Genomic DNA, 12,367 nt, shown 5'->3' with positions numbered 1-12,367 from the left:
AAACCAGAAGGCTTTTGCAGGAACTGTTATTTTGTAGGTTATGTGAACATAAATGAAATGTTTTTGGTTAGCCTTTTTCTTATTACTTTATCTATCACAAGTTGATAGCAAACAAAACGAATGAACTGGATTTACTTTTTTGAGATTCTTGGTACTGTAATTTTTGTTATAAGTGGTGTAATGACTGCCATAGATGATGATTTTGATGTGGTGGGTTCTATAATTATAGGCATAGTAACTGCTGTGGGTGGCGGAACTGTAAGAGATGTGCTTATAGGTCAAACTCCTGTAGGCTGGATGCGAGACACTAGTTTTTTGTGGGCTATGCTAGGCGGAGTTATTTTGTCCTATTTATTTAGAAAATACATTACCAAACTAAGACGCAGTATGTTCTTTTTTGATACCATGGGAATAGGTTTGTTTACAATTTTGGGCTTGCAGAAAACCTTAAATGCTGGTTTAGAAGTGCCTTTTGCTGTATTAATGGGTATTGTCTCCGCTGTTTTTGGTGGTGTTATTAGAGATGTGTTGACTAATAGGGTTCCGCTTATTTTTAGAAAAGAGATTTACGCCACAGCTTGTTTGGTAGGTGCGTTGGTTTTTCTGGCATTGGAGCAATTTACTGATGCCCTTACTATAAACATGGGCGTGTCTATGCTTGTGGTTATGATAATTAGGTATTTGTCTGTGCGTAATAACTGGGGCCTAAAACTTTAAGGTTTATTCATTGATGTAGAAATACCTTATTCTACAGGCGTTTCCATTGCTTTTGGCATCTTTTGTTTCAGCTATTTTAATCTGGAGTTTATGCTTTTTGTTCTCCAATTCTGAGCTCAAAGTATAATACCAAGGTAGATGTAAAGAAGCACTCCATTGAGTGAAAAGGTTTAGCTTTTGCCAAGCTCCATTGTCAATTTTGTATTGGATATAACCTGCGTCTTGACCAGCAGCTACGGCTATTCCTACAGCTTTCCCTGTAAAGTTAAAAGTCAGTTTACTACCCGGGTTTTCACTGATAAGCATAGGCACATCATGATAATTTGGTCTTACACCTGTATCATCAGAAGGAGACCAAGCATTATTTATAGCCCAACCTTTTGAAAGTTTAGCTTCTTTAATATCAATCAGTTTCCCGCTTTCATAAGAATAAATATCTAATGCATTTGGGAGGTTTTGAGCAACAATCTTGTCATCCGCATCAATGTGCGAACTATAGGCATTTTCTAAAAACTGTATCATAGAATGAGCGTAAATTCCTTGACCGAAAGGAGAGGGGTGAAGGTTTTTGAAATCACCTTCCCAAGTAAATTCTTTATTATTGATTCTTTCGGTAACTTCTTTAGCTAGGTTAATAGTAGGGATATTATAATGTGCAGCCACTTTATTGTGATTTTGGATGACCTGTGGCTCAATACCGTTATTATAGTCCTTTATCTTTTTGGGGTCCACAAAATGCATGAGAACTATATCTATGGCAGGATTCTCTTTTTTTAGATGTCTCACAATTCCTTCCAAAGCACGTGTTTGTTCCTGAGTACTTCTACCGTTTGAATCATCATTTACAGCGGCTTCTTCAAAAAGTAAATCAATGTTTTTTAAGTCTTTAATATCTCTGGTAAGCCTAAAAGCTGCAGGCGTAGTACCCATAGATGGAATTCCTGCGGCAATAAATTCAAAGTCAGTTTCTGGGAACTTCTTTACCAAATAATTGGAAACGCTATCTCGCCACCCAGAATTATAGGTGATAGAACCTCCCAAAAAGGCTACCCTTCCTTTTTTTGATGTCTCAAATTTGATATGGCTGTTTTTAAGCCCATTTCCGAGCTTATGATAGCTTGCAGAATGTAGTTTGCCACTTTTTAAGGCGTTGTATTTTATGAAATCAGCTACATATCTAGGTGTTTCTATATCAAAATGGTGGCCTTCTAGTTCTTGTTTTCCTTCTGTGCAAGGTACTGCGGTGGCTATTCCTCCTAGTTTAATGTACCTTTTGATAAGTATTAAGCTATTTTCTGAAGGTGGGACTATTTTGTCTTCCAAGCCTATCATGTGCAGAATCGGCACCTTGGCTTTTGCTAATGCATCTAGGTTATCTATTGGATTGTTCTTGTAGTTTTTAGCTTCTTCGTCTGATTTAAAACCGTATTCGGCTTTTAGCTTTGCCCAGCTTTTAGAGCTGCCTTTTCCTTCGCCAAAACCTCCTGGCCAACTGGTGAAATCACAAACGGGAGCTTCGGCATAAATACAGGCTACTTTTTCTGGGTTTTGTTTTGCCCAGTTGTAAACAAATAGTCCGCCTCTGCTCACACCCATTAGGGCTACTTTCTTTTGAAGGGCGTATTTGTGGCTGATGAAGTCGTAGAAATCATCCCAAACCTTTACGGCATCAGGGCTACCAAATTTGTTGTCGGTGTTTACATAAACCAAATGAAATCCTTCTGCTACTAAAATGCTGTCGGCTTCTGTATGCCAGTCGGGAAAGCGAGCTCGCCAAATCCATGGGTTTCCGTTCGCTGCTTTATTTGGAATTATAATTCTGGCTTCTTTTTCTTGAAATTTGAAGTCTACTCTTTCAAAGCCTTTCCAAGTGTTTTGGGCATTCAGACCTGAAAATGATAGGCAAAAGAAAACAAGGCTTACAAAAGCGGATTTGAACATAAATAGGGATTATTAATAAAATTTGCCAAAATGCCACAGCACGCCAGATGGGTCATGCATGAAAATTTCTTCTCCCCAGTCGTTTTTTACGATGTCGGTAAATCTTACTCCTTTAAACTTTGAAGGTAGATTTTTGGAAAGTAATTCTGTCTGACACTTTTCTACGTCGTCTACTTCCAAGAAAACCATGGAGTTATTTATCCATTTTTTTTCGTAATAATCTTGAAGGTAAAAGGCTAGATTTTGGTTGACCTTAAATAATGACATGGAGCTGTCAATTACAACTTCTTCAAAACCAAGAGCAGTATAAAATGCTCTAGATTCAGAGAAATCTTTTGCACCAATAAAAGTTCTTATTGATTTGGATTCAAAGGGCATGTTTAAGGTTTTTAGTAAATATAAGCGAATCTGAATTCAAATAGAAAGGTCTGGATTCTAAGATTAGATGAGAGGCAGATTTGTGATGGCTTAAACAAAAAATGCAGCAAGAAGTGTTTCTTGCTGCATTCATAGGATAAAGAGCTAATCAATTAAGCTCCAATTTCTTTTAAAGATTTTTCAATAAGAGCTTTAGTGGCTTTGATACCTTCATCTTCAGAAAGGTCAGAACCTTCATACTCAATTCCGATATTGCCTTTAAAACCTGAGTCTTTGATGATTTTAAATATTCTTGTAAAATCTGATTTTGTTTCGTTTCCTTCAGCATCAAAGTTGTGCGTTTTAGCACTAACCCCTTTAGCATAAGGCATTAATTCTTCTATGCCTTTGTATCTGTCGTACTCGTTCGCACAGCCATCTGGCGTTCTTTCCATGCAGAAATTTCCAAAATCAGGGAGTGTTCCTACATTTTCCATGTTTACAGCTGCCATTACACCTGCTAACCAAGAACCATCAGAAGAGTATCCACCGTGGTTTTCTACTACTACATTAATGCCTTGTGTAGCTGCATATTCGCCTAATTTAGAAAGCCCTTGGACAGCGTTTGCTGCTACTTCTTCAGCTGTTCCTTCACCTGCAGCGTTAACTCTGATAGTTTCTGCACCTAAAGTTTTGGCTATTTTAATCCAGTTGTAATGATTTTCTACAGCCTTCATACGAGCTACAGAGTCAGCATCGCCAAGGTTTCCCAAAGCATCACACATGATTAGACCTACGGTTACACCTTCTTCGTCGCATTTTTGTTTGAATGCAGCCCAGTAGGCGTCATCTTCGGCTTTGCTGAAATAGAAAGTATTTACCAATTCAATGATGTTTACACCATAGCTTTTGGCTAAAGTTGGGAAATCATCAGGGTTAATGGTGCCTTGCAGCAAAGAATCAGGAGATTCCATAAGCAACCTGCCAAAACTTGCCCAATCGCCATTTAAAGCATCGCCGAAATAAGCGTTATGTAGCGACCATTGAGCTAAAGAAATTTGATAATCTGGTGTTGTTACAGTGGCTTCAGAGCTTTCTGTACTGGTATTACAGGCAGAAAAAATAAGCGTGAAGGCTGTAAAGAGAACTAAAAGAGAATAGTTTTTTTTGTTCATTGTAATAATGATTTTAAAGAGTTGATTCTTTTCAAAACCTCATAAAGGGTTATGGTTGGCTTGAAGAAACGAAAGTACCTCGAAAACTTTAATGTTACAAACTGAGTCAATAAACTTACTTTGAAGAGTATTCAGTTCAATGAAAGTTCAGATTGACTGTTCCTTATTTGGAAGTCGTTTTCCTATCCATACAAAAGCTGCGGAAAGCACAATGAATACAAAAAGTAAGATTACAGAATTAGTCAATACCTGCGGCATGCCAATCTCTAGTACGTTTACAAAAGGGTAGGGGTAAAAGTCTGAAATGCTACCTCTGAGCAAAATAAAGATTAAATAGATAAGAGGATATATAAGCCAGTTGACAATACTTTTTAGTTCTATTTTCGATTTTTCTTCATACAAATACCAGAAGATAAGTGTGGTGACTGGCACAACACTATGCAGGAGTTCGTCTACTATTTTTTGAAGACCTGTAGGTTCCCAAATGGCTCTTAGTACTAATTGATAAACTAATCCAACTACTAAAATGTAAACTGTAATAGCGGTCAAGGAACCTGGTTTACTAAGGAGTTTTGATTTTTTACCCAATGCCACATAAGTAAAGTAGGTAGCGACGAGAGTATTGGTCAAAATAGTGAAGAAGCTAAAGAAACGAATAGTAGCCTCGGTGGTAGATGTAACCCGATTTTCTATCATTAAAACGTACTGAGCTATAACAGCAAACCAACCGATTATGGCTAGAGCTATAGCGATATTCTTTTTCATGACGCCGTTTAAATGGATGGTTAAGTAAACTTAATGAAAATTGGGTAATTTTTTAGGGTGTTTTGTGGAATGTGAGCTTACTGCTGATAGTATCATATGATACTATGATGGAGGTAAATTTTATCATTGACTTATGGTTCTTTAGTACTAGGAGGTTTTCGCAACCTAGACTTAACATTCTCCAATATTTTAGCTTCTGAGCTATCGTTTACTTGACTTTGATATTCTTCTAACAATAGTTTGCCACACTTTTGAACAAAAGTTGTTGTGATTTGTGAGTCAAGCATAGTTTTCAGTAAAATAAATTTATTTTCTTTACTGATACAGTTAGTATAGGATGCTTTATACACGGTATCATTGTTAGCGTATTTACTATTCTCAATACTCTCAAAATAGTATTTGAGAATTTCGGAGTTATTCTGTAAACTTCGATTGGATGCAAATTTTATGAGTTTCTCAGTTGAGTATTCTATTTCTGATGGAAACATTGCATCCAGAAGCTCTGGTAAGATTATTCTCATATTTTCTCCAATATCTCTATCAAAGTAGGATTCCGAAGGGAAATGTTGAAATAAGAGCAGATTAATTTCATAATTGGCTCTTTCGAATTCTGGATTCTTAGGATTATGACATTTTAGTGCTATTTCTTTAAAATCGGGATAGTGCTTTCTGTCAATATTTTTGGAAGCGAGAGGGCTAAATAGGTTTACAAGGTCTTGAGGGTTGGCTTTTAATCTCTTTAACATATGTGTGACTTCAACATCTTGAAGCTTTTTATAGAGACCGTCTAAATCTTTTTCTATCAATTCTTGCGAATGGTTAACTTCTTTTTGAATTTGTTTTTGTTGGATTAATAGTTCCTTTGATTCAGCCAAAATGGACTCTACTTTTCGTTGGATATAACTTATGTAAGCGGCTATGAAGATTGCAATAATTCCGAAGACTATTCCCCAGACTGTTAGATAATTACTTAAGCCAGATAGACTTGTTGAAACTGAATTTGTTGAAAAACTTAGAGTTTGATTTTGAAAGTCTATCTTTTCATTGAAATCATTTTTTGATTTTTTTAATTCACTTTTGATTTCTAGTAAACTGTTCGATTGATTATTTGTGACACTGGACAAGGAATCAATTTTTTTTGAAAGAACACTTGTTTGTCTTGGAGATTGCCCAAAGCTAATTGAACTAAGTAGTAATAGAATGATTAAATTGTGGGTTTTCATTTTTATCGAAGATATTTTGGTGTTTTTTCTATAACCTCAGTAAATGGGGCAAAACTTTAATTGAAATTTTGCCCCAGAGTTCTCTCTAAACCACCAAACTCAAAAGCATAACACCAATCAAACCGACCACAGAAACTAGTGTTTCCATTACTGTCCAGGTTTTTAGGGTGTCTTTAACGGAAAGGTTGAAGTACTCTTTAAAAAGCCAAAAACCACCATCGTTTAAGTGACCCATTATTAAACTACCTGAGCCTATGGCTAGTACCATTAATTCTGGTTGGAAATCTGGCTGAGAACCAAAAAGTGGAGCTAAGATTCCTACGGCTGTTAAACCTGAAACGGTAGCCGAACCAACGCATATTCTAATAAAAGCTGCCGTAGCCCAACCCAATAATAATGGATTGATGTTTACGTGTTGTAGCATTTCTCCTATATACGTACTGGTACCTGAGGCAGAAAGTATTTCTTTCAATGCTCCTGCTCCTGCTATAATCAATAATATTACGGCGATGTCTTTAAAAGATTCAGCCAAAGATTTCGACACGTCTTCTAGGTTTCTACCTTGTTTTATACCTAAGAAATAAACGGCAAAAAACACAGAGAGAAGCATTCCGAAATAGGGCTGAGCTATTAAGAGTACAAACTGATTGTCTGGAAAATATCCTTTGATAACTGAACCTGCTGATAGTAGAATTACGGGCATTAGTGCTACTAAAAGACTGATACCTAAACCGGGTTGAAGTTCTTTAGGAACTGGTTTGAAACCAAAAATAGTTGGGTCTGGCGTGATATCGAAATTCTTTAAGGTCTTGGCGAAAATAGGCCCTGCAACAGCTATGGCAGGAATAGCCACTATTAAACCATAAATTAAAGTTTTGCCTAAATCAGCGTTTAACTGAATACCAATGGCAGCTGGCGAAGGGTGCGGAGGTAAATAACCATGAGCCACAGAAAGCGAGGCTAGCATAGGAATACCTACATAAAGCATATTAAAGCCAGAAGCCTGAGCTACGGCAAAAATCAATGGAATAACAATGATAAAACCTGCATTATAGAATAAAGGAATACCAATGATAAAACCAGCGAGGGCTAAGCCCCATTGTAGATTTTTAGTACCTACTTTATCAAGGAGGGCATCGGTAATTTTAGAGGCGGCACCACTTTCTGCCACAAGTTTACCAAGCATGGCTCCAAAACCAATGATTAAGGTCAAATCACCTAGGGTTCCGCCAATTCCGTTTTGAATGGCATTACCCACTTCCACCACATCTAATCCGCTGGCTATTCCTATCCCGAGCGATACCACTACAAAGGATAAAAAGGTGTCTAATTTTACAACGGCTATAAGAAGGATTAAAGCCAAAATTCCAAGGAGGGCAATTACTAAAGGCATGTTTCTGGGTTAGGGTTGAATTATGAACAACCGAAAAACGCACAATTTTTTAACAAGTGCAATAATACAGCTTGAAGGTTTTGATATAGGTGTGAATATTGGTGAAATTAGTATTAGCCTGAAGGGATTTCTTAAGATTAAGAGCCTTCTGCTACTCCAAATTATTATAGATGGTATCCATAATTCTTACTAATTCTTCAAAATCGTCATCGCTTAAGTTTTCCCAAGCTTTGTTACGCATGTTTAGCACTATCGGGAAGGCCTCTTTATGAAGTGCTCTTCCTTTGTCGGTAGGGAAAAGCATTTGTTTTCTTCGGTCTAGTTTTGCCGTTTTTCTTTCTACAAATTCTTTTTTGATAAGTATGCCTAAAATTCTAGTGATGGTAGGGGCATCTTTTGCGGTAGCTAAAGCTAAATCGTTTTGTGAAATGCCGGGTACAGGAATTAGGTGATCTAAAACCACCCATTGGTCTACCGTGAGGTCAATACCTCCTTTTATAAGCTGTTTCTGTAGATAGTTCCTGACCTTTTTTACGGTAGTGTCTATTTTATAGAAATATGCCCTTTGGTCAGATTTAGTCATGTACGGCTCTTTGATTCTTTTAATGAGGCAAATATAAGTCATATATTGAATTTAAAATTATTGAATATATAATAATTAATGATATTTCAGAAATTACTGAAAATTAAATATTGATACTTTTTCTTATTAACGCAGTCTTAACATTTGAAGGGGAAACCCAAAGGGCTTCTAGTGCATCTAAGAGGCATACAATAAAATAAACTAATACAATGAAAAAGATTTTAGCATTACTATTCACATTAATAGCATCAGTAGGTTTTGGTCAAAACGCAATAGGAGTAAGGGGAGCATTTACGGGCTCTACTGTTACTAAATTTCCTTTGATAGAAAACATTACGCCAGATTTTAAGTTTTTGCCTTCTGGAAGTGCGGCAATATTTTTAGAGATTCCTTTAGACGCAAATTTTTCGGTGCAACCAGAAATTGCTTTTACACAAAAAGGATTTAAAGTAGATGAGGCTATTAATGTAGGTGGTGATTTCCTTGGAATTAATATCCCAGTAGGTGGAAGGGTAAATTTCAAGACCAATTATATAGAGCTTCCAGTTTTGGTGAAATATCACGTGGGAGATAAAGAAGCAGCTCACTATTATGTAGCTCTGGGGCCATCAATAGGCTTTATGGCAGATGCTAATATGACCGTACGAGTTTTGAATATATTCCCAATAAAGACAAATTTGAATAATAACATGTACAAGCCTTTTGAGTTTTCAGGAGTAGCGGCTATGGGTTTTGAATTACCAGTGGCGGCTAAGATGAAGGCTTTTGTAGAAGGTCGTTACCAACACGGTTTCTCAAGAGTTCTTGATACACCAATATTCGAATTACCAGTAAGAAACAGAACACTCTCAGGAGGACTAGGAGTGAAGTTTAATATTTAATTTTAGTAGTTTGTTTTTTAATTGCCAGGTCCAATTGGGCTTGGCAATTTTTTATTTGGCGTCTACGTAATAATCGTCATTAACCTGAAGGAACTTACCTTTCACTTTCTTCCATTTCTTAGATGGGCTGATAAGTTGGTTCTTTTTGTTGTCAATAGAAACTCTCAAAGGCATTTCAAAACCATCTACAGTGTTGCTATAACGGTACTTTATTTTCCTCCCTTTGTTCATCCACTCCAGTTTTGGTACTTGGGTGGTTCTTAAATACTGTGTAAAGAAAGGCTCTAGGGTCAAGCCAGCTTTGTCAGCTATGTATTCCTCTATTTGTTTTGAAGTAACTGTTTGGTGGTAAAAATCTTTGTTTAAACCTCTCAAAATATCTCTCCAAAGCTCATCATCATTAATCCACTGACGTAAGGTGTGCAGCATGTTACCCCCTTTATAATACATGTCTGATGAACCAGATTTATTGACATTATAATCTGCTATGATAGGTGAGTCGTTCTGAATTCTCTCACGAGTACCAATCACATATTCGGCTCCTGCCTCTTTACCATAGAAATATTCTACAAAAAGGCTTTCTGAATAATTGGTGAAGCTCTCATGAATCCACATGTCGGCTTTGTCTTTATCTGTAATGTTATTGGCAAACCATTCGTGTCCACTCTCATGCACAATAATAAAATCCCATTTTAGTCCCCATCCAGTTCCAGAAAGGTCTTCTCCCTTGTATCCATTTTGATAGCCATTTCCGTAGGTTACCGAACTTTGATGCTCCATTCCCAGATAGGGTGCTTCCACTAATTTATAGCCATCCTCATAAAAAGGGTAAGGTCCAAACCAGTGCTCAAAAGCCTCTAAGGTTCTGTAGGCATCTTTAAACTGAATTTTGGCCTTTTCAAGGTTTTCGCGGAGTACATAAAAAGATAGGTGCAGTGGCCCTTTTTCTCCCTGATAAGTATCTTCCCAACTCACATAGTCGCCTATGTTAATGTTGACTCCGTAATTATTGATAGGATTATTAACAAACCAAGTAGTGGTTCTGCTACCATCATCGTGTAGCTCCATGTTTCTTAATTGTCCGTTTGAAACATTCCAGAGGCCATCAGGAACGGTAATACTAATTTGCATGCTGTCTACCTCGTCTGCCATGTGGTCTTTGCAGGGCCACCATACACTTGCTCCTATGCCTTGATTTGAGGTAGCCGCAAAAGGTTTTCCATTGCTATCTTTAGACCAAGTAAGTCCGCCATCCCAAGGTGCTCTTGGGGCTATTTTGGGTTTGCCTTCAAAGTTTATTGTAATAGCCCCCATTTGACCTTTCACCTGAGGCTCAGCCAGTGTTACCAAATAGGTGTTTGGGCCATCTTTAGTAATGGTGGTGGCTAAATCAGACTGCCTTACAGAGGTGATTTTCATGGGAGCTTGCAGATCTATTTGCAGCGTTTGCCCATTGTCCACTGCCTGATAATAAATGGTGTTTTGACCTTTAAAATATTTATTATCAATATCTACATCAACCTCTAAATCATAGTATTTCAAATCCCACCAAGCTCTTTCTGGTGTAATGCTGCCTTTTAAAGAATCTTCATGGGTGTATTGAGCATTTGCCAATAGCGTGAAAAAGACTAGAAAAGAAGCAAGTTTGAGAGATTTCATACAGTTTTCATGTTTGTTGAAACAAATATATCTAAAAGTCGCTAAGGAATTAGGAAGCTGTTTAAGCTATTTGCTTTGCTAAAAAAGCAATGCCTTCCTCAAAAGAAAGTGGATTATAGCCTAACTCATTTACAGCTTTGTCAATATTAAATCCGGTGCGTGGAGGTCTTTTTGCAGGCTGAGAGAAAGTGGCAGCTGTAGCTTCTTTGATAAAGTTCTTATCTAAATTAAAGAAATCGGCGGTCATATGAGCCATTTGGTAAGGATTCAATAAGTCTTTCCCAGAAATATTAAATAAGCCCTCTGCTTCTTTTTCTGCTATTAAAGCACAGCCTTTTGCTAAATCTTCAGCTAGGGTAGGAGTTCTCCATTGGTCGTTTACCACGTTAATGGTTTTGCCGTCTTCCAGTGATTTTTTAACCCAAAGAATGATATTAGAGCGGCTCATGTCATGAGCAATTCCGTACACTAATACGGTTCTGGCTATTGACCATTTTATGTTAGAATTAGTTACCAAATGCTCGGCGGCTAATTTGCTCCAGCCATAAAAACTTATTGGATTTGCGGCTGCCAATTCGTCATAAGGGCCGGCAGTACCGTCAAAAATAAAATCGGTAGAAAGATGGCATAAAAATGTGCTATTTCTTTCGCAGGCATTCACCAAGTATTCTGTAGCAGTTACATTAAGAGCCCAGCAGGCATCTTTTTCTGCTTCACACTGGTCCACATTAGTCATGGCAGCAGTATGTATCAAAACGTCTGGTTTGAAAGTATCCATGACCTCATCCACATTTTCCTTACTGGTGATGTCCATGCTTTGGTAGGTATAGCCATCAGCTATAGGTAAGCGGTTTTCTCCTCTTGCTGTGGCAATGATTTCAAACTTTCCTTCTTCTAATAATAAGGCTACTAATTTTTGACCAAGTAGGCCATTAGAGCCTGTAATTAATACTTTTTTCATGTTCTGATTCTAGTTCTTAGTATTGGTATCCGTACAGTTTTGTGATTTTCTTTTTCCTCATCTTTTTCACAGACACCTTCATGCTTATATCTTCAACTGGCTTGTCAGCCCCACTCTTTTTTACTTTTTCAATTTTATCAGCAGTTTCAATACCATTAATCACTTGTCCAAAAACAGTATAGTTATTATCAAGAAATGGCGTTCCGCCTTGTTCCTGATAAGCTTTTAATTGTTCATCACTGTAAGTGAGTTTAGTTCTGGTCATCATTCCCTGCATCTGTTTAGCAGAGTATTTTTTACCTGTGACTATATAAAACTGACTGAAAGAAGATTCTTTCTTTGGATTATTAGTTCTGGCTGCCGCCAATGCTCCTTTAATATGGACATGTTCAGGTACAAACTCATAAGGGATTCTTTCCTCATCTTGATTATAACTTGTACTTCTGGTACCATCGGCTGCTTTTTTTGTAGCTAGGTTTCCACCTTGAATCATAAATTCATCAATAACACGATGGAAAATGGTGCCGTCGTACTTCTCGTCTTCTGCCAGTTTAATGAAGTTAGCTTTGTGTAAAGGTGTCTCATCAAAAAGTATCAGGTGCATGGTTCCTTTACTGGTTTCCATGGTAACTAAATAATCCTTTTTACTCACTTTCTGAGCGAAGGTGTTTAGGCTAAGTCCTATCAGTATTAATAGAAGTATTCGTTTCAT

12 protein-coding genes are annotated in these 12,367 nt (G+C 37.3%); 2 read left to right on the top strand and 10 right to left on the bottom strand.

What is annotated here, in order from left to right:
• The first annotated feature begins 120 nt into the window (after positions 1-120).
• Positions 121-717: a trimeric intracellular cation channel family protein gene (locus tag AC0L6O_RS16300; RefSeq protein ID WP_473303840.1), complete on the top strand. Its 597-nt coding sequence runs from the start codon at positions 121-123 to the stop codon at positions 715-717.
• 3 nt (positions 718-720) lie between these two features.
• Here AC0L6O_RS16300 and AC0L6O_RS16295 read toward each other — a convergent pair whose 3' ends face one another.
• The 7 genes from AC0L6O_RS16295 to AC0L6O_RS16265 all read right to left on the bottom strand — a co-directional run bounded on the left by AC0L6O_RS16295 (position 721) and on the right by AC0L6O_RS16265 (position 8,196).
• Positions 721-2,658: an SGNH/GDSL hydrolase family protein gene (locus tag AC0L6O_RS16295; RefSeq protein ID WP_473303839.1), complete on the bottom strand. Its 1,938-nt coding sequence runs from the start codon at positions 2,656-2,658 to the stop codon at positions 721-723.
• A gap of 12 nt (positions 2,659-2,670) precedes the next feature.
• On the bottom strand, positions 2,671-3,036 hold the full coding sequence (locus tag AC0L6O_RS16290) for a VOC family protein (protein ID WP_473303837.1): 366 nt from the start codon (positions 3,034-3,036) through the stop codon (positions 2,671-2,673).
• Between the two features lie 152 nt (positions 3,037-3,188).
• Positions 3,189-4,190: a sugar phosphate isomerase/epimerase family protein gene (locus tag AC0L6O_RS16285; RefSeq protein WP_473303835.1), complete on the bottom strand. Its 1,002-nt coding sequence runs from the start codon at positions 4,188-4,190 to the stop codon at positions 3,189-3,191.
• 147 nt (positions 4,191-4,337) lie between these two features.
• Entirely contained in the window at positions 4,338-4,955 is a 618-nt protein-coding gene (locus tag AC0L6O_RS16280; RefSeq protein ID WP_473303834.1) for a Pr6Pr family membrane protein, read from the bottom strand.
• Between the two features lie 131 nt (positions 4,956-5,086).
• Positions 5,087-6,178: a hypothetical protein gene (locus AC0L6O_RS16275; RefSeq protein WP_473303832.1), complete on the bottom strand. Its 1,092-nt coding sequence runs from the start codon at positions 6,176-6,178 to the stop codon at positions 5,087-5,089.
• Positions 6,179-6,263: 85 nt separating this feature from the next.
• Positions 6,264-7,571 carry a gluconate:H+ symporter gene (locus AC0L6O_RS16270; protein WP_473303830.1) on the bottom strand — a complete coding sequence of 436 codons (1,308 nt, stop codon included), beginning with the start codon at positions 7,569-7,571 and terminating at the stop codon, positions 6,264-6,266.
• Positions 7,572-7,722: 151 nt separating this feature from the next.
• Positions 7,723-8,196, bottom strand: a complete 474-nt coding sequence (locus tag AC0L6O_RS16265) for a MarR family winged helix-turn-helix transcriptional regulator (protein ID WP_473303829.1) — start codon at positions 8,194-8,196, stop codon at positions 7,723-7,725.
• Positions 8,197-8,363: 167 nt separating this feature from the next.
• Between AC0L6O_RS16265 and AC0L6O_RS16260 the strand changes: the two genes are divergently transcribed.
• Positions 8,364-9,035 carry a porin family protein gene (locus tag AC0L6O_RS16260; protein ID WP_473303827.1) on the top strand — a complete coding sequence of 224 codons (672 nt, stop codon included), beginning with the start codon at positions 8,364-8,366 and terminating at the stop codon, positions 9,033-9,035.
• A gap of 51 nt (positions 9,036-9,086) precedes the next feature.
• Here AC0L6O_RS16260 and AC0L6O_RS16255 read toward each other — a convergent pair whose 3' ends face one another.
• The 3 genes from AC0L6O_RS16255 to AC0L6O_RS16245 form a co-directional block, all read right to left on the bottom strand.
• Positions 9,087-10,694 (bottom strand): M1 family metallopeptidase, encoded by a 1,608-nt coding sequence (locus AC0L6O_RS16255; RefSeq protein ID WP_473303826.1) that lies wholly within the window; start codon positions 10,692-10,694, stop codon positions 9,087-9,089.
• 61 nt (positions 10,695-10,755) lie between these two features.
• Complete coding sequence (locus AC0L6O_RS16250) at positions 10,756-11,655, bottom strand: SDR family oxidoreductase (protein ID WP_473303824.1); 900 nt, start codon at positions 11,653-11,655, stop codon at positions 10,756-10,758.
• Between the two features lie 16 nt (positions 11,656-11,671).
• The gene (locus AC0L6O_RS16245; protein ID WP_473303822.1) at positions 11,672-12,367 is read right to left on the bottom strand and encodes a peptidylprolyl isomerase; all 696 of its coding nucleotides are present in this window, start codon (positions 12,365-12,367) and stop codon (positions 11,672-11,674) included.

Source organism: Arcticibacterium sp. GJ41-1 (genome assembly GCF_055808875.1).
The sequence above is the reverse complement of the archived record's forward strand: the minus strand, read 5'-3'. Positions and strand labels throughout refer to the sequence as shown.

What these genes read in the sequence shown, in the direction of transcription:
- AC0L6O_RS16250 (WP_473303824.1), bottom strand. Translation starts at nt 11,655, where the DNA reads ATGAAAAAAGTATTAATTACAGGCTCTAATGGCCTACTTGGTCAAAAA.
- AC0L6O_RS16285 (WP_473303835.1), bottom strand. Translation starts at nt 4,190, where the DNA reads ATGAACAAAAAAAACTATTCTCTTTTAGTTCTCTTTACAGCCTTCACG.
- AC0L6O_RS16290 (WP_473303837.1), bottom strand. Translation starts at nt 3,036, where the DNA reads ATGCCCTTTGAATCCAAATCAATAAGAACTTTTATTGGTGCAAAAGAT.
- AC0L6O_RS16295 (WP_473303839.1), bottom strand. Translation starts at nt 2,658, where the DNA reads ATGTTCAAATCCGCTTTTGTAAGCCTTGTTTTCTTTTGCCTATCATTT.
- AC0L6O_RS16280 (WP_473303834.1), bottom strand. Translation starts at nt 4,955, where the DNA reads ATGAAAAAGAATATCGCTATAGCTCTAGCCATAATCGGTTGGTTTGCT.
- AC0L6O_RS16265 (WP_473303829.1), bottom strand. Translation starts at nt 8,196, where the DNA reads ATGACTTATATTTGCCTCATTAAAAGAATCAAAGAGCCGTACATGACT.
- AC0L6O_RS16245 (WP_473303822.1), bottom strand. Translation starts at nt 12,367, where the DNA reads ATGAAACGAATACTTCTATTAATACTGATAGGACTTAGCCTAAACACC.
- AC0L6O_RS16300 (WP_473303840.1), top strand. Translation starts at nt 121, where the DNA reads ATGAACTGGATTTACTTTTTTGAGATTCTTGGTACTGTAATTTTTGTT.
- AC0L6O_RS16270 (WP_473303830.1), bottom strand. Translation starts at nt 7,571, where the DNA reads ATGCCTTTAGTAATTGCCCTCCTTGGAATTTTGGCTTTAATCCTTCTT.
- AC0L6O_RS16255 (WP_473303826.1), bottom strand. Translation starts at nt 10,694, where the DNA reads ATGAAATCTCTCAAACTTGCTTCTTTTCTAGTCTTTTTCACGCTATTG.
- AC0L6O_RS16260 (WP_473303827.1), top strand. Translation starts at nt 8,364, where the DNA reads ATGAAAAAGATTTTAGCATTACTATTCACATTAATAGCATCAGTAGGT.
- AC0L6O_RS16275 (WP_473303832.1), bottom strand. Translation starts at nt 6,178, where the DNA reads ATGAAAACCCACAATTTAATCATTCTATTACTACTTAGTTCAATTAGC.